The sequence below is a fragment of the Pseudomonas allii genome, assembly GCF_055380095.1.
The window spans coordinates 4,354,204-4,376,119 of sequence record NZ_AP039450.1 but is presented as its reverse complement, the minus strand read 5'-3'; the positions used below and the strand labels follow the sequence as shown (position 1 = coordinate 4,376,119).

The window sequence follows — 21,916 nt, the reverse complement described above, 5'->3', positions numbered from 1 at the left end:
GGTTTAGACGAAGCGGCAGGCAATCGAGCCGAGCAGGTCGTAGTCGACATGGAACGTGTCGCCAGGACGGGCCGCGACTGGGCGGGTGAAGGAGCCGCCGAGGATCACTTGCCCCGGCAGCAGGGTCACGTCATACGGCGCCAGTTTGTTCGCCAGCCAGGCCACGCCCTTGGCCGGGTGGTTGAGCACGGCGGCCGACACGCCGGACTCTTCGATCACGCCATTGCGGTACAGCACCGCTGGCACCTTGCGCAGGTCGATCTCGGTCGGCCGCACGGCACGGCCGCCCAGCACCACGCCGGCATTGGCGGCGTTGTCGGAGATGGTGTCGAACACCTTGCGCGTCGCGTTGGTCTGCGGGTCGACCTGCTGGATGCGCGCGTCGATGATTTCCAGCGCCGGGATCACCCACTCGGTGGCGTCGAGCACATCGAACACCGTGCAGTTGGGGCCCTTGAGCGGCTTGCCGAGGATAAACGCCAGCTCCACTTCCACCCGCGGCACGATGAAGCGTTCGAAGGGAATGTCGCTGCCTTCGTCGAAAAACATGTCATCGAGCAGGGCGCCGTAGTCGGGCTCGGTGATGTTCGACGAGACCTGCATGGCCCGTGAGGTGAGGCCGATCTTGTGGCCCTTCAAAGTGCGCCCATCCTTGATCTTTTGCGCGACCCAGGCGCGCTGGATGGCGTAGGCGTCGTCGAGGGTGATGCCGGGGTAATCGAGGGAAAACTGGCGCACCTGTTCGCGGCTGCGTTCGGCGCGGTCCAGGTGCGCAGCGGCCTGGAGGATTTGCTGGGGGGTGAGCATGGCAACGGTCCTTAATGTGGGTTGACGATGGCGGCGTGGGTGCGCAGCACCAGCAGGCCGCCGAGGGCGATGAACAAGGCGAGTACGTACAGCGCCAGGCTGGCGCTCTGGGTGGCGTCGCGCATCCAGCCGATCAGGTACGGCGCGAGGAACGCGGCGACGCTGCCGAACGAGCTGATCATGGCGATGCCGGCGGCCTGGGTGGTGGTGGATAGATACGCCGGCGGCAGTTGCCAGAACATCGGCAGGGCGGCACTGGCGCCCATGCCGGCCAGCACCAGCCCGCCCATCACCAGCAGCGGATTGCCCGGCGCCAGGCCCGCCACGGCAATCCCGACCGCCGCCATCAGCAGCGGCACGCACAGGTGCCAGCGGCGTTCGCGATGGCGGTCGGAGGAACGCCCGCAGCCGATCATGAAGAAACACCCGGCCAGATACGGCACGGCACTGAGCAGGCCGACCTGGCTGTCGCGGCCGATGCCGGCGCCGTGGATCAGGGTGGGCATCCAGAACGCCAGGGTGTTCACCGCCAGCATCACCGCGAAATACACCGCCACCAGCAGCCATACCTGCGGGTCACGCAGGATGCCGCCGAACGAGGTGATGGTCTTGCGCTGTTCCTCGCTGCGCAGTTGGTCGCGCAACTGCTGTTTTTGCTCGGCGGTCAGCCAGTGCACCGCGTCGAAGCCGTCCGGCAACCACTTGAGCACCACCAGCCCCAGCAGCACCACGGGCAGGCCTTCGATCAGGAACATCCACTGCCAGCCACGCATCCCGCCGACATCATGAAAGTGTTCCAGGATCGCCCCGGACAACGGCCCACCCAACACCCCGGCCATGGGCACGGCGATGGCAAATAACGCGGTGACCTGGCCGCGACGGCGTGCCGGGTACCAGCGGTTGAGAAACACCAGGATCCCCGGGAAAAACCCGGCCTCGGCCACCCCCAGCAAAAAGCGCAGCACGTAGAAACCACGGGCGCTCTCCACCCACAGCATGCCGGTGGACAACAGGCCCCACACCACCATCAGGCTGGCGATCCAGCGCCTGGGGCCGACGCGGTCCAGGGCCATGTTGCTCGGCACGCCGAACAGCGCATAGGCGATGAAAAACAGCCCGGCACCGAAGCCGTAGACCGTGTCGCTGAACTGCAGGTCGCTGCTCATCTGCATCTTGGCGAAGCCGATGTTGATGCGGTCCAGGTGGGCGAACAGGTAACACACCAGCAACAGCGGCATCAGGCGCCACGTCACTGAACGATGGGTACGGTCGTGCTCGGCCAGCACGCGGCTGGCAGTGGAGTGGGCTGTGCTCATGATGTTGTACTTTTTGTCTGAGAGGCCGTGAGGAGAGCAGCGGGTTTACTCCGCCGGGTTGTTCAGGAACGCATGCACATTGTTCTGCTTGAAATTGAGTTGCGGGTGCAGCTCGACCATCTCGAATGACAGCGCCAGCAAACGTTGCGCCTGCAACTGGGCAAAGTGCGCGGTGATCACCGCGAACACCGCTTCGGCCACCGCCTGGCGCGTGGCCAGGTCGCGGCCATGGCCGACCTTGAGGGTCATGTGCACAAAGGCGTAGTCGTGCTTGCCATCGGCCATGCGCCAGGTGTCCAGGCGTACGCCACGGCTGCGAATACCACCGAGGGGGAACACGCCACTGTCGCCCAGCACGCGGTGGATCTTTTCAAACAGGCCGGGCAGGTCGGCCTGTGGTTCGAGGTTGTCGGTGTACTCGGCGATAAAGTGCGGCATGGGTATCTCCCGGTTCTACAGGGGGAAAATCGCGTTGATCTGGCCGGTGCCCGAACTGCCGAACGGCGGCGTGATGATTTCTGCTGGCTTGGCGTAATCCGGCCCGCCGAGCAGCCCCAGGAGCATCGCGGTGTCGTGCATCTTGCCTTCGCCGAAGCAGTGCTCGGCGTAGTCCGGCAGCATCGCGCAGAACTCCTTGAAGCGGCCTTGCTTCCACATCTCCACCACGTGCAGGTCCACTTGCTTGTCGAATTCGCGGGTCCAGGTGTGGATATTCGCCTCGGCCTGGCGGTCGTCCGAAAAGCGGTGCGACAGCGAGCCCGAGGCCAGCACCAGCACCTTGCGGTCACTCTTTTCGATAGCCCGGCGAACGGCGGCACCGAATGCGAAGCTGTCCTCCAGGCGGTGCCAGGCGCACCAGGCGGCGATGGAAATGACCTTGAATGTCTCAGCCTCCGGCACGTCCATGTGCATGTAGCGCATGGGCACCAGGGTGCCGTATTCCAGCTCCAGGCTCGGGATGTTGTGGGCCATGCTGCGCACGCCGGCCAGGTTGGCCTCGGCGGCGATCAACGCGCCCAGCTCGGGGCAACCGGGGTAGGCGTACTGCATGTTCTTGATGAAGTGCGGCAGTTCGTTACTGGTGTAGGTGCCCTGGAACCGCTCGCCGCAATTGACGTGGTAACCGCTGTTGACCAGCCAGTGCACGTCGAACACCACTGCGGTGTCGGCGCCCAGTTCGCGGGCGCGGCGGCCGATCTCCTTGTGCCCGGCAATCGCCGCTTCGCGACAGCCGTGATGCTTGCCGGGCAGTTCCGACAGGTACATCGACGGTACGTGGCAGATCTTCGCTGCCAGGACCACTTCGCCCATGATGATTCTCCAGATTCATTATTGTTGTTGGAGCGCATGACCCGGTGTTACACACCCCAACGCGGGATGTGGTGGCTGCCCATGGAAATGCACACGTTCTTGATCTCGGCAAACACTTCGAAGCTGTACTGGCCGCCTTCACGCCCGGTGCCGGAACCTTTCACCCCGCCAAACGGCTGGCGCAGGTCGCGCACGTTCTGGCTGTTGATAAATACCATGCCGGCTTCGATCCCGCGCGCCAGGCGATGGGCCTTGCCGATGTCCTGGGTCCAGATGTAGGAGGCCAGGCCGTACTCGGTGTCGTTGGCCAGTTGCAGGGCCTCGGATTCGTCCTTGAAGGGGATCAGGCACACCACCGGGCCGAAGATTTCTTCCTGGGCGATGCGCATCTTGTTGTTCACATCGGCAAACACGGTCGGCTGGATGAACTGGCCTTTGCTCAGGTGCGCCGGCAGGTTGGCCGGGCGTTCCAGGCCACCGGCGAGCAGGGTGGCGCCTTCCTCGATGCCGATCTTGATGTAGCCAGTGACCTTGTCGTAATGCGCCTGGGTGATCATCGAGCCGACCTGGGTCTTCGGATCCTGCGGGTCACCGACGATCAAGCGCTTGGCGCGGGCGGCGAACTCGGCGACAAACTGCGGGTACACGCTTTCCTGGATAAAGATACGGCTACCGGCGGTGCAACGTTCGCCATTCAGGGAAAAGATGGTAAACAGCGCCGCATCGAGGGCGCGCTCAAGCTCGGCATCCTCGAAGATCAGCACCGGCGACTTGCCGCCCAGTTCCATGGAGTACTTTTTCAGGCCGGCGGTCTGCATGATCTTCTTGCCGGTGGCGGTGCCGCCGGTGAACGAAATGGCGCGCACATCCGGGTGCCGCACCAGCGCGTCACCGGCCGTGGCGCCATAGCCCTGGATTACGTTGAGCACGCCGTTGGGAATTCCGGCTTCCACCGCCAGGCGCCCGAGTTCATTGGCGGTCAGCGGCGACAGCTCGGACATCTTCAACACCGCCGTATTGCCCAACGCCAGGCACGGCGCGGTCTTCCAGGTGGCGGTCATGAACGGCACGTTCCACGGCGATACCAGCCCGCACACGCCCACCGGCTGGTACAGGGTGTAGTTGAGCATCTGGTCGTCCACCGGGTAGCTGTGGCCATCCATGCGCGTGCAGACTTCGGCGAAGAAGTCGAAGTTGTGCGAGGCGCGGGGGATCAACACATTCTTGGTCTGGTGGATCGGCAGGCCGGTGTCGAGGGTTTCCAGTTCGGCCAGGTGCGGCACGTTCTGTTCGATCAGTTCGCCGAGCTTGCGCATCAGGCGTGCGCGTTCCCTGGCCGGGGTGTTGGCCCACTTCGGGAACGCGTCTTTGGCGGCCGCTACGGCCTGGGCCACTTCCTCGGCACCGCCGCTGGCGACTTCGCCAATGGCCTCGCCGGTGGCCGGGTTGTAGTTGATAAAAGTGTCTTTGCTTTCGACCTCTCGGCCGTTGATCCAGTGTTTGATCATGCTGCTCACGCCTCTTTCCGGGCGGAGAAGAAGTCCGCCTCGCTGACAATTCGGTTGGCCAGACGGCCCACGCCTTCGACTTCCACCACCACTTCATCGCCGGGCACCACATCGGCCAGGCCCTCGGGCGTGCCGGTGGCGATCATGTCGCCGGGTTGCAGGGTCATGAAGCTGGACAGGTATTCGACGAGGTAGGGAATGTCGAAAATCATGTCGCGGGTGCTGCCTTCCTGGCGCAGTTCACCGTTGATCCAGGTGCGCAGGGTCAGGTTGCCGGGGTCGGGCACGTCGGCTACATCGACGATCCACGGGCCGACCGGGGTGGTGGCGTCGCGGTTTTTCACGCGCAGGTTGGGGCGGTAGTAGTTTTCCAGGTAATCGCGGATCGCGTAGTCGTTGCACACCGTGTAGCCGGCCAGGTAGTCCAGGGCGTCGGCGCGCTTGACGTTGCGCGCGGCCTTGCCGATCACGGCCACCAACTCGCACTCGTAATGCATGTAGGCGACGTTGTCCGGGCGCCAGGTGACCTGGCGGTGGCCGGTGTAGGTGCCGACGGACTTGATGAAGGCCAGGGGTTCGGTGGGCGGGGTGAAGGCCAGTTCGGCCGCGTGGTCGGCGTAGTTCAAGCCCAGGGCGAACATGTTGCCGGTGGCCGGTGGCAGCCACTCGACCTGATCTTCCGCGAGCAGGCGACCGTCGTTCAGGCGCACGGCATTGTCGGCTTCGACCGTTACGGCGTGGATTTTATCTTCATAGCGGATGCGGGCGCGTTTCATGCTGGGGTCTCCGCCTGGATATGGCTGGTCAGGCGGCCCACGCCACTGATCTCGACTTCAACGGTGTCGCCCGGCACCACATCCACACGGCCTTCGGGCGTGCCGGTGATCAGCACGTCGCCGGGGTACAGGGTCATGAACTCGCTGATCTCTGCGATCAGTTGCGGGATGTCCCGCACCCAGTTCGCGGTGGAGTTTTCCTGGCGCAGTTCGCCGTTGACCCACAGCTTGAGGCTCAGTTGGTTGGGGTTGCCCACCTGGTCCCGTGGCACGAACGCCGGCCCCAGCACACAGAACCCGTCGCGACATTTGGCTTTGACGGCGGGGCGGTAGTAGCTGTGTTCCGGCAGGCTGAACTCGTTGATCACCGCATAACCGGCCACATGGGCCATGGCATTGTCCAGGCTGACACGGCTGGCGCGCTGGCCGATCACCACGCCTAGAGCGGGGCCGGGTTGCAGGCGTTCACCCTGGGGGTGCAGCACCACGCCAGCGTGCTCGTTGCGCGTATTCGGGGTCTTGATAAACAGCACCGGTTTGCTCGGCGGCTTCTGGTAGGGCGCCTGCTGGAAGGCGGCGAGATGCTGGTCCAGCAGGCCCTGGTAGTTCAGCGCAACGCCGAACAGGGTGCCGCTGGCAACATCATGCAGGGTACGGCTCATGCGTTTCTCCTGGCGGTGGCGACTGCTGCATAGGCAGTTCGTTAATGTGTTAACGTTATAATTAATATGTTAACTACCGTCAAGCGTGGCAAAATCCTCTGGCGTCATAACAACAAGAAGAGGGCACCGTGAAGCCGATCCCCAACATCAATATCGGACAGGTCTACGACCAGCGTTACAGCGATGCCGAGGTGCATTACGACAAGCTTGGCAACCTGGCGGGATTTTTCGGGCGCAACATGCCCGTGCATCGGCATGACCGGTTTTTCCAGGTGCATTACGTGAAAAGCGGCGCGGTGCGGGTGTACCTGGATGACCGCCAGTTCGTGGAGTCCGGGCCGATGTTCTTCCTCACGCCGCCCACGGTGCCTCACGCCTTTGTCACCGAGGCGGATGCCGATGGGCATGTGCTGACGGTGCGCCAGCAGTGGGTATGGGGGTTGATCGACGCTGATCCCAGCCTGGCCTCCGGCGCAGCCTGCGTGGCGCTGACTGCAGGTGACCACGGCCTGGATCAACTATTCGAAGAACTCAACGATGAGATCAACGCCGCGCGGGCAGGGCGCGCCGCTGCATTGGAGAGCCTCACGCGCCTGATCATGATTCGCCTGCTGCGCCTGTGCGCCCACTCACTGCCGGCGCGCCCGACCCGGCACGAAGACCTGCGCATCTTCCATCGCTTCAATGAACTGATCGAGGCCCACTATCTGGAGCACTGGCCGCTGGCGCGCTATGCCGAGGGGATTGGCGTGACCGAGGCGCGCCTCAATGAGGTGTGCCGGCGCCTGGCCGACCTGCCGTCCAAGCGCCTGATCCTGGAGCGTGTGATGCAGGAAGCCAAGCGTCTGTTGCTGTTCACCGGCAGTTCGGCCAACGAAATCTGCTACCAGCTGGGCTTCAAGGACCCGGCGTATTTCAGCCGGTTTTTCCTTCGGTATGCCCAGGTGACGCCGGGGGAGTATCGGCTGCGGCAGTCGGGCTTGCGCTGACCTCCCACGCGCCGCCCAGCGCCGTGTACAACTTCACTTCCGCCACCAGTTGCGCCAGGCGGTCGACGATCAGCGCCTGTTGCGAACTAAACAACGCACGCTGCGCGTCCAGGAAGGTGAGGTTACTGTCGACGCCGCTGCGATAGCGATGCTCGGCCAGGTTGTAATACTGCTGGTTGGCCGCGACGAAATCCCGTTGCGCCTGCAACTGGTCGGTATAGGTCTGCCGCGCCGCCAGGCCATCGGCGACTTCCTGGAAGGCGGTCTGGATCGATTTTTCGTACTGCGCCACGCTGATGTCTTTTTGCAATTTGGCGTAGTCAAGGCTGGCGCGCAGGCTGCCGGCGTTGAAGATCGGCAGGTTGATCTGCGGCTGGAACGTCCAGCTGCCCGAGCCGCCCTTGAACAGCCCCGACAGTTCGGTGCTGGCGTTGCCGGCGTTGGCGGTCAGGCTCACCGACGGGAAAAACGCTGCGCGGGCCGCGCCGATATTGGCGTTGGCGGCGCGCAACTGGTATTCGGCCTGGAGGATATCCGGGCGGCGTTGCAGCAAGTCCGAGGGCAGGCCGGCCGGTACGCGCGCCACCAGGTCAGCGGCAAGTGGACGCGACGGCAATTGTTCGTCCACCGGGCCGCCCACCAGCAGGGCGAGGTTGTTGAGGTCCTGGGCGACCTGGCGCTCATAGCGGGCCACGCTGGCGCGGGTGCTTTCGACGCTGGTGGTGGCTTGCACCACGTCCAGCGCCGAGGCTTTGCCGGCGGTTTTGCTGCGGCCGGTGAGGCGCAGGCTGTGCTCGTTGGCCACCAGGGTTTGCCGGGCCAGGGCCAGCAATTCCTGGTCGGCGCGCCAGGTCAGGTAGGCATTGGCGACGTTGGCGACCAGGCTCAGCTGTGCAGTGCGCCGCGCCTCTTCGGTGCCCAGGTAGGTGAGCATGGCCTGTTCGCTGAGGCTGCGGATGCGGCCGAACAAATCCAGCTCGTAGGCGCTGATACCCAGGGTCGCGGAGTAGCTGGAGGTGATGGCGGCCTTACCGGTGCCGGTCACGTCGCCCGGCACACGCCGGCGCTGGCCGGCGCCGGTAGCGGACACCGCCGGGAACAGGTCGGCACGCTGGATACGGTACTGCGCCTGGAACGCTTCGACGTTCAGCGCGGCCACGCGCAGGTCGCGGTTATTGACCAGTGCATCGCCAATCAACCCTTGCAGCGCCGGGTCGTGGAACAGCTGCTGCCAGTCCGACGTGCCGGACTGCGCCAGCGCATACACGCCGGCCTGGGGATACTGCGCAGGCACGGGCGCCGCAGGCCGTTGGTAGTCCGGGATCAGCGAGCAGCCGCCGAGCATCCAGGCCATCGCGAAGGTGCTCAATTTATGCATCAGGCGCCCACCATCCACTTGGCCAGACCGTGCCGGCCACTCACGCCCAACTTGGCGGCGGCGCGTTTGAGATAGGTCTCGATGGAGCTGTTCTTCACGCTGAGTTTCTCCGCGATCTGCGGCACGGTGCCGCCGGTCAGCAAGCCGAGGCACACCTCCTGCTCGCGCGCCGACAACGTGATGTCGCCCAGGGACAGGCGCTTGTAGAACTCACGTTGCAATTGCGACTGCTCCAGCAACGTGTGGGCCGGTTCGACCTCGGTGTGCGGTGCCTGGCGCAGGCTCTGGGCGTGGCACTCGATCAGCGGCAGCAGCGTGTCCGACAGGCACTTGAGAAACGACAACTCGGCCAGGGAAAACCCGCGCTGGGTCGGCGGGCGATAAAACGAAATCACACAGCGCCGGTTGCCCTGGCGCGACACCAGGTTGCACTGGTGCGAGGTGCCACGCGGGTCTGCGCTGTTGGCCTTGGCTTTCAACTGGATCAGCAGCGGGTCCTGCATGCCGAGCATCTCGCGCAACAGCGGGTGGTCGTCCATGGAGTTCAGCGCCAGGGGCGGCAGGTCCTGCGTCTGGCCGGCGCTGCCCAGCAACGTGATATCGAGCACGCGGTCGCGCAGCTCGTCGAGGGTCCATTCGCTCAGATCCACCAGGTGGATCGGCACCCACTTGTCCACCAGGTGCAGCATGTGGGCGGCAAATCCCGGGTGGCCACTGCTGGCAATCAACTCGCCCATTTCGGCGTAGAAATGCGGGCTTTGGGTGTTGGCAATACTGCTGGTCAAACTCATAGCCTTCTCATCCTTGATATCGAAAACCGTGTACAGACGCTCTGGGCCTCTGCGGGGGCGATCCGTTGCTCACACACCAGAGTCGGTATCCGAAAGTGTATTTAGCCAGTGGATTTTTCCTACGTATGTAGCGGAAACGAGGGACACAACCTGCCATAGAAACCGCGTCATTAATTCGACGTTTCTGAGAGGTAATTCCGACTACGAGTCACCAAGCGGATTTTTTAGGGTTAATTAACTATATGATAAATAAGAAAAAAATTTAATTTTTGAAATGTTCAATTCAAGCCGGCATCGGCCAAATATAGCCAATGTCCTACAACTCTTTAATCGTTTCAGCAGTGAACCATCAGGCAAGCCTGGTCTATCCATTTGAATGTCCGGGTTTAGGGTGACAGACAGCCTCTGGTCTCCATGCTCCAATCCGGCCCATTCGTCGTAATGGGCACCCCTGCGCGGCCAGTGCCTGACCTCCATGAGAAGGATCTTATGAAGCATTCACCCAGCTTCCCCCTCACCGCCGCCCAGCAGGACATCTGGCTCGATCAACTGCGCGCAGGCGACTCGCCGCTGTACAACATCGGTGGCTATGTGGACTTTGCCGGCGCCATCGACCCCGGCCTGATGCAACGCGCTGTCGAACTCCTGGTCGCCAGGCATGACGCATTGCGCACGCAACTGCACAGCGACGCCGACGGCCTGCCTCGGCAGACCTTCGCTGCCACGTTGGCTGTGGACCTGGCGCTGCATGACCTTTGCGCGTCCTCCGACCCGCAGGCCGCGAGCCACGCCCTGATGCAGGCGCAAATGGCCCGGCCTTATGCGATGCAGGGCGCGCCGCTGTTCCGCTTTTTCCTGGTCAAGCTCGACGACAACCACTATCGCCTCGGCACCCAGGCCCACCACCTGATCCTCGACGGCTGGGGCTTCGGCCAGATGCTGCAATCCCTCGCGCAGCTGTACACCGCCCTGGCGCAAGGCCGGCAAGCGGAGTCGCCGGCGCCGTCCTACATCGACTTTATCGACGCAGACCAGCACTACCACGCGTCAGCCCGTTATGCCCGCGACCGCGCCTATTGGCTGGACAAGTACCGCCTGATTCCGGAGCCGCTGCTGACCCCGCGACACACGGCCAAGGCCACGAGCAATACCCTGGCGCAGGCGTTTCCGGTGGCACTGCTCAACCGCATGGAACAGGTGGCCAACCGTTACCAGGCGTCGGCGTTTCATGTAATGCTGGCGGCGCTGTATGTGTATTTCACCCGTACCGCTCAACGCGAGGAATGGGTGGTGGGGGTGCCGATTCTCAACCGTTCCAATGCACGGTTCCGCTCCACCGTCGGGTTGTTCACCCAGGTCAGCGCCGTGCGCTTGCAATTTGATGAGCAGTCGCCGTTCAGCGCGGTGGTGCGTGGGGTGCGCGACCAGCTCAAGCAGGACTTCCGCCACCAGCGTTTCCCCCTCAGCGAGATGAACCGTGAGTTGGGCCTGCGTCGCAGCGACCGCGGCCAGCTGTTCGACCTGTCGGTGTCCTTCGAACAGGACGACCATGAACTGCGCTACGGCACGACAGTGGCCCGTGCGGTCAAGGTGTCCAACCATCACGAGCCGCTGCCCCTGGCCCTCCACCTGCGCAGCAACCGTTACCAGGACATCGCTTGCCTGCATTGCGTCTACAACGAGGCGTACTTCCAGCACGATGAAGTGGCGGCCCTGGCGCAACGCTTGACCTGGCTGCTGGAGCAGGGGCTGGAAGACACCGCGCTGACGATCAGCGATTTTTCCCTGGTGACACCCGCCGAGCAGGCGCGGTTGCAGCAATGGAACGCCACCGACCAGCCTGTCACCCAGCCACACACCCTGCACGCGCGCATCGAAGCCCAGGCCGCGCGCGCGCCGGACGCCATCGCGGCGGTGCATCTGGGGCGGCACCTGAGCTACGCCCAACTCAACCAGCAGGCCAACGCGCTGGCTCATCAACTGCTGGAGCGCGGCGTGCAGCCTGACGACCGGGTGGTGATCCTGGCGCGGCGTGGTCTGGATACGCTGGTGGGCTTGCTGGCGATCCTCAAGTCCGGCGCCTGCTACGTACCGGTGGACCCGGCCCATCCCGCCGAACGCCTGAATTACTTGCTGCAGGACAGCGACCCGGTGGTGGTGCTGACCCAGCACGATTTGCTGCATCGTTTGCCTCCCTCGACGGTGCCGGTGATTCAGCTCGACCGCCCGACCTTCCACCTGGGCACCAACCCCCGCGTCGCGGTCAGCCCCTCTCACCTGGCCTACGTGATCTACACCTCCGGCTCCACCGGTTTGCCCAAGGGCGTGATGGTCGAGCACCACAGCGTCTCGAACCTGGTGGACTGGCACTGCCGGGCCTTCGACCTGCATGCCGGCAGCCACACCGCCAGCGTCGCCGGTTTCGGTTTTGATGCGATGGCCTGGGAGGTCTGGCCGGCGTTGTGTGTGGGCGCCACGCTGCACCTGCCGCCGGCCCATGACGGCGCCGAAGACATCGATGCGCTGCTCCGTTGGTGGCAGGCACAGCCGCTGGACGTGTGTTTCCTGCCGACACCCGTGGCTGAGTACGCCTTCAGCCAAGGCCTGCAACACCCGACCCTGCGCACCCTGCTGATTGGCGGCGACCGCCTGCGCTCTTTCACCCAGGCGCAGTCCTTCGCCGTGATCAACAACTACGGCCCCACCGAAGCCACGGTGGTCGCCACCTCCGGCGCCATGGCCGTTGGCCGGTCATTGCATATCGGCGCGCCTGTCGCCAATGCCACGGTGTACGTGCTGGACGCGCAGCAACGGCCGCTGCCCATCGGCGTGGCAGGGGAGTTGTACGTGGGCGGCAAGGGCATCGCGCGCGGGTATCTCAAGCGTCCCGACCTCAGTGCCGAGCGTTTCCTCGACGATCCCTTCACCCAGGGGCGCATGTACCGCACCGGCGACCTGGTGCGCTGGCTGCCGGACGGCAACCTTGAATACCTGGGGCGCAACGACGACCAGGTGAAAATCCGTGGTGTGCGCATTGAACTGGGCGAAATCGAATCGGCCCTGGCCACGCACCCGCATATTCAGGACGCCGTGGTGCAGGCCCGCGAAGGGCAGTTGCTGGCCTGGTTCATTCCGCGTGAAGCGGTGCCGATCGAAGCCCTGCGCGCCCACCTGCAAGCGTCGCTGCCCGACTACATGCTGCCGGCTGCCTACATGCAGTTGGACGCATTGCCGCTGACCGCCAACGGCAAGCTGGACCGCAAGGCGTTGCCCGCACCGACCCAAGACGCATTCGTCACCCGCCTGTACGAAGCACCGCACGCCGGCGCGGAAAGCGTACTCGCACAGATCTGGGCCGAGCTGTTGCAGGTGCAGCAGATCGGGCGCCACGACCACTTCTTCGAGCTGGGCGGGCATTCGTTGCTGGCTGTGCAATTGGTGCAACGCATGCGCCAGGTCGGCTTGCGCGCCGATGTGCAGGTGCTGTTCGGCCAGCCGACCCTGGCGGCCCTGGCGGCGGCGAGTGAACTCAGCGACGTGGAGGCGCCAGAACGGGATGAACTCGACCCGGCCAGCCTGGAGCCTATCGTCGCGCGCATCCCCGGCGGCGCGGCCAATGTGCAGGACATCTACCCACTGGCGCCGTTGCAGGAAGGCTTGCTCTATCACCACATCACCGATGAACGCGATCCGTATCAGCAACACGCGCTGTTCAGCTTTGCGCAGCGCGAACAGTTGGACGCATTTGCCCAGGCCCTGCAACAGGTGATCAACCGCCATGACATCCTGCGTACCAGCCTGGTGTGGGAGGCCTTGGAGCAACCGATGCAGGTGGTGTGGCGCCAGGCGCAATTGCGCGTCGAACCGCTGGGCGAAGCGTGCCCGCCGCTGGATTTGCGCCAGGCGCCGCTGATGGCCCTGGACTATGCCGAAGAGCCGCAGCACTCGCGTTGGGTTGCGCGGCTGCGGTTCCATCACCTGGTCAATGACGCCACCTCCACCACGATCCTGATGCAGGAAATCCGCGCCCACTTGCTCGGCCAGCAGGCGCAGTTGCCGGCGTCGGTGCCGTATCGCAATGTGGTGGTGCAAGCCCGCTCGCCGGCACGACAGGCGGGGCACGAGGCGTTCTTTCGCGAGCAGTTGGGCGATGTCGACGAGCCGACCCTGGCCTTCGGTCTCCAGGAGCGCCAGGCGGATCGGGCGCACACCGAAGAAGCCGAACGAGGCTTGAGTGACAGCCTCAATCAACGTTTGCGTGCCCAGGCGCGTGGCGTGGGCGTGAGCACTGCCAGCCTGTTCCACCTGGCCTGGGCCCAGGTGCTCAGCCGTGTCGCGGGCCGCGATGACGTGGTCTTCGGCACCGTGCTGCTCGGCCGTTTGCAGGCGGGCGAGGGCGCCGACCGCGCCTTGGGCATGTTCATCAACACCTTGCCGCTGCGGGTGCGCCTGGCCGGGCGAACCGTGGCCGATGCGCTCACGTACACCCACGTCCGACTCAGCGCCTTGCTTGCCCATGAACAAGCCTCCCTTGCGCTGGCCCAGCGTTGCAGCGGCGCGTTGCCGTTGTTCAACAGCCTGCTCAACTACCGGCACACCGACGCCGAGCGTGACCTGACCCTGGTGCCGGGCATTGCCTTGCTCAGCAGTGAGGACATTCTCAGCTACCCGCTGATGCTGACCGTGGACGACACCGCCGGCGGCTTGCGTATCAAGGCCAAGGCGCCACACAAGGTCGGCGCCGAACGCCTGCTGGACTACCTCGAAACCACCCTGGTCAACCTGGCGGACACGCTGGGCCAGGCGCCGCACACACCGTTGCGCGACGTCCAGGTACTGACCGCCGGTGAGTTGAAAACCCTGTTGGTGGACTTCAACGCAACCGACACCGATTACCCCGACACCCTCACGGTGCAGGCGCTATTCGAAGCCCATGCGCGGCATATCCCCCATGCCATCGCCGTGCAGGCCGGCGAGTTGCAACTGACCTACCGCGAACTCAACGAACGCGCCAACCAACTGGCCTTCCACCTGCGTGAGCGCGGTGTGCAACCGGACACCCGCGTCGCGCTGTGCGTCGAACGCGGGCTGGACCTGGTGGTGGGCCTGCTGGCCATCCTCAAGGCCGGTGGCGCCTATGTGCCGCTGGATCCGGGCTACCCGCGCGAGCGCCTGGCCTACATGCTCCACGACAGTCAACCGGTGGCGCTGCTGGTACACGCCGCCACCCGTGACGTGCCGGGTGACGTGTCGATCCCGGTGATCGACTTCGACCACTGCGCGTGGAGCCAGGCACCTATCGGCAACCCGTTGGTACCGGGGTTGAGCGTGGCCAACCTGGCCTACGTGATGTACACCTCCGGCTCCACCGGCACACCCAAGGGCGTGATGATCGAACACCGTGGCCTCGGCAACCTGATGCACTGGGGCTCGCAGCTGTGCCCCAATGCCGAAGGCGGCGCGCTGTTGCAGCGGGCGCCGTTCAGCTTCGACGGTTCGGTGTGGGAGCTGTTCTGGCCGCTCACCAACGGCATGCGCCTGGTGTTGGCACGGCCCGATGGTCATCGCGAGCCGGCCTACCTGGCGCAGGTGATACGCGAGCAGCAGATCAGCGTGATCAAGTTCGTGCCAGCGATGTTGCAGCAGTTCCTTGAGCTGGAAGAATCGGCGTTGTGTACCAGCCTTACCGATGTACTGTGCGGTGGCGGCGAACTCACTGAAGCCCTGGCCCGTGGCGTGCAGGCGCGCTTGCCCAAGGTGCGCCTGCATAACGTCTACGGCCCCACCGAAGCCACGGTGGACAGCAGCGCCTGGACCCTGGAACCCGGCGCGCCGGTGCCGGCATTGCAGTTGCCGATCGGGCGGGCGATCAGCAACACGCGCCTGTATGTGCTGGATGAACACGATGCGCCGGTGCCGATGGGCGTGAGCGGTCAGTTGCATATCGGTGGGGGCGGTGTGGCCCGGGGTTACCTGGGGCTGGAACAGATGACGGCCGAGCGTTTTATCGACAGCCCGTTCGTGGCTGGTGACCGGTTGTACCGCACTGGTGACTTGGTGCGTTACCTGCCTGACGGCAATCTGGAGTTCCTCGGGCGTAACGACTTCCAGGTCAAACTTCGCGGTGTGCGCCTGGAGCTGGGGGAGATAGAGTCACGGCTACTGATGCATCCGGCGTTGCGTGAAGTGGCGGTGTTGATTCGCGATGAACGCTTGGTGGCATACTTCACCGCGCGTGCCGAGGCGCCGAGCCCGGATGCCTTGCGCGCCCATGTGCTGGAGCAATTGCCGGAATACATGGTGCCGGCGGCGTTTGTGCAGCTTGACGAATTACCGCTCAACCCAGCGGGCAAACTCGACCGCAAGGCCTTGCCGGAGCCGGGGTTGGGGGCGGTGGTGAGCCGAGCCTATTCCGCGCCGGTCGGAGCAGTGGAGAGCGTGATGGCCGGGATCTGGGCTGAGGTGCTGAAGTTGGAGCGGGTGGGGCGGCACGATCATTTCTTTGAGCTGGGGGGGCATTCGTTGTTGGCGGTGAACCTGGTGGCGCGGATGCGCAAGGCGGGGGTGGAGGTGGATGCGCGGGCGTTGTTCAGTCATCCGACGGTGGCGCAATTGGCGGGGTGTGTGTTGACGCAGGGGCAGCGGGTGGAGGTGCCTCAGGCGGCTATTCCGCAGTTGGGGCGGCGGCGGCGGATTTGACGGGGGCGGGTTGGTGTACATATCCGTTATTAGGGTAACGACGGCTTATGGTTCCGCCCTTACGGCGGCTCACTTTTGAACAGCGCAAAAGTAAGCAAAACGCTCTTGCCCCAACACTCGGCACCTCGCTTAGGCTCGGTGTGCCCGTAATCCGACAGTGATTTGGGGCGCCGCCGCCACGCGCCATCCATGGCGCGGGGCAGCTAAACCGGCATCCCTGCCGGTTTACCCCCCAAATCCCTGCCGAATTCCGGCCAGCGTGTTTGACGGGGCGCCTAAGATCAAAATCAAGTGCGGCTCGCTTCGCATCGTGGGTACGCTCCTACATTTTCTGATCGTGTTCAGGCAGTCGCAGGCGCAGGTTTCAGGCACTCGATGGAGCGATCTACGGTCGCCCTGGCGATCTCCAGCAAATGCCAGACCGCCAGGATTCTTGCCCGTTCGGGGTTGCTTAGCGTCTCGCCACAATCAAGCGCGGTGGCGGATGCGCTGTCGAGCAAACTGGCGGTGTAGAGCAGGGCGTCTTCGAAGCTCAGGTCTTCGTGGAGGGCGTGGAAACCCTGTGACGGCAGGTAATGGTCAATGGCGCGGTTGAAGGCGGCGCGGTCTTTGGTGAGGTCTTGGGGTGGGTCGGGTAGGGCTTTGTTCATGGTGTAACTCCTATTGAGCAAGGGAGCTACCGCCAACGCTGCTAAACGAGGGTGGCAGCTGTACGCGGGTTAGCAGACCGGTCAATAGGAAAACCAGCGCACCCGAAGGTGCCCCGCGCACAGCCACCATAGATGCAGATGTGAACCGTGTGCCTATTGACGTCAGGCTGCTAAACCCGATCACTGAAACCCAGTGACGGACCGCAGACTAGCCACCGATTCCAGCAGGCACAAGGCGGCGGAGATTGTCTAGGAAACGTCCTGCAATTAAAAGCGACACGCCTTGCTGGCCCTTTACAAAGCATGACCAAATGCCACTAGCCCTCCCGCTCAACGATGCCGTTGCTGTCCCTGTGGTCTACAGGGTTGCTTTGCTGAACGCATTCCTCAAACTGCTAATAATTGCCTTATAACTCAAAAAAATTTGGCTATGCGATTCAGCTATTGGATTGTTCTTGAGGTAATGCATTTAATCCGGGACCTAACTCATTGTTGTTCGGAATAAATCAGCGTGTTCGCACGTTGTAATGAGTCATCGTTCCGCCTTAGAGATTAGCCATGAGCAACCCCGTTGCCCCCGAGCCCCTGATACGCCTGCTGGGCCTGTGCAAGACCTTTGGTGCCCAACGGGCGCTGGATCAGGTCAGCCTGGATATGTACCCAGGCGAGGGCGTGGCGTTGCTCGGCGCTACGGGGGCGGGCAAATCAACGTTAGTCAAAATCCTCAGCGGTAGCCTGGTGGCGGATGCCGGTGAGCTGTGGGTGGATGGGCAGCGCCAACGCTTTACCTCGCCATTGTCGGCGCGGCGGGTTGGCATCGTGGCCGTGCACCAGCACCCCGACGACGCCATCGCCCCCGGCCTCAGTGTGGCCGAGAACCTGTTGCTGGATGAACTCGGTCAACCCGACGCGGATTTTCTGCTCAACCGCAAAAACCTGCTGCAACGCGCCGAAGCCATCGCCGCCGGGCTGGGCCTGGAGCTGCCGCTGCCACACCCGGTGGAACGCCTTGGCCAGGCCGACCGCCAACTGCTGGTACTGGCCCGCGCCTTTGCCCTGCAACCCAGGTTGCTGATCCTCGACGAACCCACCGCTGCCCTGTCGGAAACCGACGCCGAACGCCTGCTCGGCCTGATCGACAGCCAGCGCGCCCGGGGCGTGGCGATCCTCTGCATTTCCCAGCGCTTGTCCGACCTGCAACGGGTGACCAACCGCGCCATCGTCCTGCAAGCGGGCCGCCTGGCCAGCGATCTCAACACCCGGCACTTGCCGAGTGCGGCGTACACCTTGTTTGGCGATGTGGCTGAACAACCTGCGGTAACTCCCGACAAAGCCTTGCCGGTGCCGTTTCTGGAACGGTTCACCCGGGCCGGTTTCATCCGCAACCGGGCGGAGGGGCGGGCGGTGCAGGAGCAGGTGGCGGGTTTGCGAATGGACACGGGCGAGGCCGGTGTGAAGCGTAAAAGCAGGATCAATCCGGATACTTGATTGCGGGTGTATGGCGCAGTGAGTGATGCCTACTGCGGACGGATCGCATTGACTCGCGCGGGTGACAAACCCTAAGAACTAACCTGTGCCGTTTGTCGGTTTTTTTCTTCGCGTCTGTAGGACTAAGTTCTGTTTTGCAAAAGATACCTGCGTGAGTATTAGTTGCTTCTATTGGTTCGATAATCTCTAAGTTGTTAGATTTACATGGATTGATTTTTTGAGGCGCGATGGGTGATGGTTCTGTTGCTTTTGGCAATTGTTGATCTTCCGAAGTTTGTGAGTGAAATTTCCTAAAATTAGTAGTTATATTTCCTACATGAAGTTTTTATTGTTATTGCGATATTCTCCAGTTGGACTAGATTTGGTTTTGTTGCTTGATGGTGAGCAACCTGAGTCAATATATGTATAAGGCTGAAACTGGAGGCCCGAAATGAACAGCGAAGAGTTTGGAGAAATTGTTTTTAGTTTCGAAAGTGAAGAAGGGTTCAACCCGTACGCAGGTAATGCCGGAGCGTCAGGAAGTCAAGGTGGGTGCGGTGGTAGCGGAGGGTGTGGTGGGGGCGGCGGGTGTAATGGGGGAAGCGGGGGCTGCCATAACTCGATAATGGAGCCTGCATCAACGGATGAGTAAATTCGGTATTCACTCACCTAATGAGGTTTTCTGGTTTGTCAGAAAACCTCTACAGGGGATCGTACAATGAATATAATCATACCCAATTATGAAATATTAAACTTCGAAACGGAGAGTCTGCTGATTTCCGATGTTGGGATTTCGAAAATTCATTCTCAGTCGTTACTGAAAGCTCTTCGAAAAATAAAGCTGTCGAAGTTAATGACGAAAGTAGAGCTGGAAGAGGTGTTGGCGGAAAATGGGTTGAGTCAAAGTGGTGCTTTTGAATTTTTAGAAAGAGTAGTTCCACTGCGGCTAGCCGAGGAAATATTTTTTGAAAAAACGATAGTTGTTCATGAGTGGGCAGGTCAGGTTGATATTGAACGCCTATTCAGATGTGAGCTTTCCACGTGTTTGGAGTTTAAGTCGTTTTCAAGTGAGCTGGTCGAGTCAGTCCGGAATCTTAGGTGTTTTATTGTGCTGTTGTGCTATACGTATGATTATGATCGCGTTAAAAGTTTATATTTTGATCTTGCGCGCGCGTCCCCTAAAAGCGCCATTAGTGTTTGTTGGCAAATGGGTAGCATTTTTTGCGTTGGTCAGCCTCATATCGCAGAGATAGGGAACCCGTGTCATTTTTGTAGCGTCGACAGGCTTCTTCATAACCAGTCAGTGACGGCTGCAAAGAATAACTGGGCGAGTGTTTTGGCGTTTTGTAAGAATGAACATATAGGTGTGCCCGCTAAGACGCTCAGTCTTTATCAGGAAATGATCGTCGTTGGTGCGGTTATCAAAAAGGTTAAGTTTTTCACCGAGTATAATGATATGCATAAATATCAGGATGATGTTCTGCATGGTTCATGTATTCAACTGATAGATGGTCAGGTATCAGAAGAGTCTAACTCGCATTGGTATATGTGTGATTGTTTGAGGGCGGGTAAATGAAAAATATACCGCATGATTATTATCTTAGGTTTATAGAGTCGTCAGTTTACGATGAAGTGCTTGAATTTCATAATAAGGGTAATTTTACATTTCATCGCGCTACTAAAGGCCGTACAGTTCTCCATCGGTTGGATGAGAAAAGTCTGGAGCAACTAACGGGTAATGAATTGGCGCTTTATCCCGATATGGACCTGTCGCTGGCGATCAATATATCCCAGGACGATAGAGAGGGAGCATTATACAGGAATGAGTCGTGTGAGGAATTTGCATCTCTCTTGTTAGAGTTTTCAGATGTAGAGAAATTGATGTTCCCATTACTGTCACGGGATTTGGACTCTTGTAAAAGAGGATATCCGAGCGGTGGTGCACTGTACCCGGCTGAGGTTTTTCTCTGTTCGATGATTGAGGATGATCCTACTTGGCCCTGTCCTGGAAAAGTACTCCATTTGCTTCCGAAGTCCCGAAAATTTGAGGTGATGCAAATTCAAGTTGCCGTAGAGGAACTCAAAGCGGCACTGCTGTTCTCTTCTAATAAAATTGGAACGCCCAGTCTGGCAATAGTTTACGCGGTCTATATGCCTAAAAATCTCTTCAAGTATCGGTATCGTGCGTATCGAATGGCATTGATGGAGGTTGGCTCAATTTACATGCTTGTCGAACTGCAAGCAAAGCTCTTGGGGCTGTCATGTCGGCTATGGTCGGCTTATACGGACCTTATGCTGTGCAAGGTTTTGGGAATTAACCCTGCTCTGTTTTTTCCGATGTGTGTTCATTTTGTAGGTAAGCAGCATGAAGCTTATTAATGGTATGCATAATCCGGATTTGCCCGGGATACTCCTTTTTCAGCCTGCGGGCATACTCGGCCTGCCAAGCTCCGTAGAAATATCGGATTTCCTTTCTGTTAATGGATCTGGTGTCGGAGGAGGCTCGAATTCGATAAAAACTGCTACAGGTGAGTATTTCGAGCGCCGGCATTTCTATAGGGAAGTTTTGGCAAAAGAACGTGGTTGCCTTAGTGACTCTCTATCAGGAAGCGAGTCTCTGGGTTTTGCGGAAGCATTCATTCAGACTGCGAATAAGAAAACCACTCTAGCAGAGGTTAGCGCGCACCGATTTGCTTTAAGTCAAGTGGCCAGAGCCTCTGACTTCTCTACGTGTTTTATTCCTACTGTCTGTATTTCGCTCTCGTCCCATAGCGTCGGTGATGATAACGTGTTCTACCCTTTGCGGGATACCTGTGGGTGCAGTTTTCACTGGTGCCCAAATACTGCCTTTCTAGGGGCCATAAAAGAATACCTTGAACGTCAGTTTCTTATCAGGTTCTGGTTAACGAAAATGTGTCGTTCACTGATCCCGGCTACAGAAGTGAAGAAATTATTGGCGAGTCGGGAAGTCAGGCACTTATATGGTCTTCTATCTATGTCCGGGGATATTACTTTTTTAGATATATCGGATGCCAGATTTCCAGGGTGTTGCATATTGGTTGTGTATGGACAGGAAAGAAATGATCGTCACGTGAATTATTGTGCTGGTATGGCCTATTCTTCGAATATGACGCTCGCTTTAGAAAAGTCCTTGCTAGAGCTCTGGCAAACTTTTCGTTTTATGAATGTGTTCAAGGCAACCAACTCTGACGAGGAAAAGCTTGAGGACTCATATATACGTTACTTTTTAAGTTGCAATGCTTATGAGACCTATCTGAAAACCGTCAATGTGCTCGAGTGTGGAGGTGTGGGATCTCTACAAGATTTTACATTGCCTGGATTTTTGCTTGTGCTGAAGCAGTTAGATATCGCTGGCTATTTTTACTCCAGATTAGAAGAAATTAATGGGGTGGCAGGCGTCTTTGTTAAGTTTGTCTCTCCTGATTTGTTTCTTCATATGAATAATTCGCAGAATTTCAATTTGATAAATAAGTACTCCAAGGAGTTTGAGTCGTCGATACTCAGCACTAGGCTAAGTGTGATGGTCCCGTTTCCGTGAGGT

General features: G+C 60.6%; 16 protein-coding genes. 6 read left to right on the top strand and 10 right to left on the bottom strand.

Going from position 1 to position 21,916, the window contains the following annotated elements:
- Nucleotides 1-3: 3 nt before the first annotated feature.
- From hpaH to ACZ445_RS19825, 7 genes are read right to left on the bottom strand one after another with little or no spacing between them, the layout of a single operon-like run.
- Complete coding sequence (gene hpaH / locus ACZ445_RS19855) at nucleotides 4-807, bottom strand: 2-oxo-hept-4-ene-1,7-dioate hydratase (RefSeq protein WP_058426099.1); 804 nt, start codon at nucleotides 805-807, stop codon at nucleotides 4-6.
- 11 nt (nucleotides 808-818) lie between these two features.
- Nucleotides 819-2,123: an MFS transporter gene (locus tag ACZ445_RS19850; protein WP_179040889.1), complete on the bottom strand. Its 1,305-nt coding sequence runs from the start codon at nucleotides 2,121-2,123 to the stop codon at nucleotides 819-821.
- A gap of 45 nt (nucleotides 2,124-2,168) precedes the next feature.
- Nucleotides 2,169-2,561, bottom strand: coding sequence for a 5-carboxymethyl-2-hydroxymuconate Delta-isomerase (locus ACZ445_RS19845; protein WP_179029706.1), 393 nt, complete (start codon nucleotides 2,559-2,561; stop codon nucleotides 2,169-2,171).
- A 15-nt stretch (nucleotides 2,562-2,576) separates the two neighbouring features.
- A complete protein-coding gene (hpaD, locus tag ACZ445_RS19840; protein ID WP_179029705.1) occupies nucleotides 2,577-3,434 on the bottom strand; it encodes a 3,4-dihydroxyphenylacetate 2,3-dioxygenase in 858 nt (285 codons plus the stop codon).
- Nucleotides 3,435-3,481: 47 nt separating this feature from the next.
- Complete coding sequence (gene hpaE / locus ACZ445_RS19835) at nucleotides 3,482-4,942, bottom strand: 5-carboxymethyl-2-hydroxymuconate semialdehyde dehydrogenase (RefSeq protein ID WP_310864063.1); 1,461 nt, start codon at nucleotides 4,940-4,942, stop codon at nucleotides 3,482-3,484.
- Between the two features lie 5 nt (nucleotides 4,943-4,947).
- Nucleotides 4,948-5,718, bottom strand: coding sequence for a fumarylacetoacetate hydrolase family protein (locus ACZ445_RS19830; RefSeq protein ID WP_310864037.1), 771 nt, complete (start codon nucleotides 5,716-5,718; stop codon nucleotides 4,948-4,950).
- Nucleotides 5,715-6,380, bottom strand: coding sequence for a fumarylacetoacetate hydrolase family protein (locus ACZ445_RS19825; protein ID WP_058426094.1), 666 nt, complete (start codon nucleotides 6,378-6,380; stop codon nucleotides 5,715-5,717). Before ACZ445_RS19825 ends, ACZ445_RS19830 begins: the two co-directional genes overlap by 4 nt.
- 128 nt (nucleotides 6,381-6,508) lie before the next feature.
- Here ACZ445_RS19825 and hpaA point away from each other — a divergent pair, with 128 nt between their 5' ends.
- A complete protein-coding gene (hpaA, locus tag ACZ445_RS19820) occupies nucleotides 6,509-7,369 on the top strand; it encodes a 4-hydroxyphenylacetate catabolism regulatory protein HpaA (protein WP_310864038.1) in 861 nt (286 codons plus the stop codon).
- Here the strand turns inward: hpaA and ACZ445_RS19815 are convergent.
- Nucleotides 7,296-8,747 (bottom strand): efflux transporter outer membrane subunit, encoded by a 1,452-nt coding sequence (locus tag ACZ445_RS19815; RefSeq protein ID WP_464707481.1) that lies wholly within the window; start codon nucleotides 8,745-8,747, stop codon nucleotides 7,296-7,298. The two genes, hpaA and ACZ445_RS19815, sit on opposite strands and share 74 nt — an antisense overlap.
- Complete coding sequence (locus tag ACZ445_RS19810; RefSeq protein WP_058426091.1) at nucleotides 8,747-9,538, bottom strand: helix-turn-helix transcriptional regulator; 792 nt, start codon at nucleotides 9,536-9,538, stop codon at nucleotides 8,747-8,749. Before ACZ445_RS19810 ends, ACZ445_RS19815 begins: the two co-directional genes overlap by 1 nt.
- Nucleotides 9,539-10,027: 489 nt before the next feature.
- On the opposite strand from ACZ445_RS19810, the gene ACZ445_RS19805 reads away from it, so the two are divergent.
- A complete protein-coding gene (locus ACZ445_RS19805; protein WP_464707480.1) occupies nucleotides 10,028-16,237 on the top strand; it encodes an amino acid adenylation domain-containing protein in 6,210 nt (2,069 codons plus the stop codon).
- 341 nt (nucleotides 16,238-16,578) lie between these two features.
- Here the strand turns inward: ACZ445_RS19805 and ACZ445_RS19800 are convergent, their stop codons facing one another.
- On the bottom strand, nucleotides 16,579-16,887 hold the full coding sequence (locus ACZ445_RS19800) for a DUF6124 family protein (RefSeq protein ID WP_058426361.1): 309 nt from the start codon (nucleotides 16,885-16,887) through the stop codon (nucleotides 16,579-16,581).
- A 558-nt stretch (nucleotides 16,888-17,445) separates the two neighbouring features.
- Between ACZ445_RS19800 and ACZ445_RS19795 the strand changes: the two genes are divergently transcribed.
- The 4 genes from ACZ445_RS19795 to ACZ445_RS19780 all read left to right on the top strand — a co-directional run bounded on the left by ACZ445_RS19795 (nucleotide 17,446) and on the right by ACZ445_RS19780 (nucleotide 21,913).
- The gene (locus ACZ445_RS19795) at nucleotides 17,446-18,375 is read left to right on the top strand and encodes an ATP-binding cassette domain-containing protein (protein ID WP_058426362.1); all 930 of its coding nucleotides are present in this window, start codon (nucleotides 17,446-17,448) and stop codon (nucleotides 18,373-18,375) included.
- A gap of 697 nt (nucleotides 18,376-19,072) precedes the next feature.
- Nucleotides 19,073-19,930, top strand: coding sequence for an McbB family protein (locus ACZ445_RS19790; RefSeq protein ID WP_058426363.1), 858 nt, complete (start codon nucleotides 19,073-19,075; stop codon nucleotides 19,928-19,930).
- Complete coding sequence (locus tag ACZ445_RS19785; RefSeq protein ID WP_058426364.1) at nucleotides 19,927-20,733, top strand: SagB/ThcOx family dehydrogenase; 807 nt, start codon at nucleotides 19,927-19,929, stop codon at nucleotides 20,731-20,733. The genes ACZ445_RS19790 and ACZ445_RS19785 overlap by 4 nt, the downstream gene beginning before the upstream one ends.
- On the top strand, nucleotides 20,720-21,913 hold the full coding sequence (locus ACZ445_RS19780) for a YcaO-like family protein (RefSeq protein ID WP_063611834.1): 1,194 nt from the start codon (nucleotides 20,720-20,722) through the stop codon (nucleotides 21,911-21,913). Before ACZ445_RS19785 ends, ACZ445_RS19780 begins: the two co-directional genes overlap by 14 nt.
- The last annotated feature ends 3 nt before the right edge of the window (nucleotides 21,914-21,916 follow it).

Excerpts from the sequence above, each read along its gene's own strand:
- hpaH (WP_058426099.1), bottom strand. The coding sequence starts at position 807 with ATGCTCACCCCCCAGCAAATCCTCCAGGCCGCTGCGCACCTGGACCGC.
- ACZ445_RS19850 (WP_179040889.1), bottom strand. The coding sequence starts at position 2,123 with ATGAGCACAGCCCACTCCACTGCCAGCCGCGTGCTGGCCGAGCACGAC.
- ACZ445_RS19845 (WP_179029706.1), bottom strand. The coding sequence starts at position 2,561 with ATGCCGCACTTTATCGCCGAGTACACCGACAACCTCGAACCACAGGCC.
- hpaD (WP_179029705.1), bottom strand. The coding sequence starts at position 3,434 with ATGGGCGAAGTGGTCCTGGCAGCGAAGATCTGCCACGTACCGTCGATG.
- hpaE (WP_310864063.1), bottom strand. The coding sequence starts at position 4,942 with ATGATCAAACACTGGATCAACGGCCGAGAGGTCGAAAGCAAAGACACT.
- ACZ445_RS19830 (WP_310864037.1), bottom strand. The coding sequence starts at position 5,718 with ATGAAACGCGCCCGCATCCGCTATGAAGATAAAATCCACGCCGTAACG.
- ACZ445_RS19825 (WP_058426094.1), bottom strand. The coding sequence starts at position 6,380 with ATGAGCCGTACCCTGCATGATGTTGCCAGCGGCACCCTGTTCGGCGTT.
- ACZ445_RS19815 (WP_464707481.1), bottom strand. The coding sequence starts at position 8,747 with ATGCATAAATTGAGCACCTTCGCGATGGCCTGGATGCTCGGCGGCTGC.
- ACZ445_RS19810 (WP_058426091.1), bottom strand. The coding sequence starts at position 9,538 with ATGAGTTTGACCAGCAGTATTGCCAACACCCAAAGCCCGCATTTCTAC.
- ACZ445_RS19805 (WP_464707480.1), top strand. The coding sequence starts at position 10,028 with ATGAAGCATTCACCCAGCTTCCCCCTCACCGCCGCCCAGCAGGACATC.
- ACZ445_RS19800 (WP_058426361.1), bottom strand. The coding sequence starts at position 16,887 with ATGAACAAAGCCCTACCCGACCCACCCCAAGACCTCACCAAAGACCGC.
- ACZ445_RS19795 (WP_058426362.1), top strand. The coding sequence starts at position 17,446 with ATGAGCAACCCCGTTGCCCCCGAGCCCCTGATACGCCTGCTGGGCCTG.
- ACZ445_RS19790 (WP_058426363.1), top strand. The coding sequence starts at position 19,073 with ATGAATATAATCATACCCAATTATGAAATATTAAACTTCGAAACGGAG.
- ACZ445_RS19785 (WP_058426364.1), top strand. The coding sequence starts at position 19,927 with ATGAAAAATATACCGCATGATTATTATCTTAGGTTTATAGAGTCGTCA.
- ACZ445_RS19780 (WP_063611834.1), top strand. The coding sequence starts at position 20,720 with ATGAAGCTTATTAATGGTATGCATAATCCGGATTTGCCCGGGATACTC.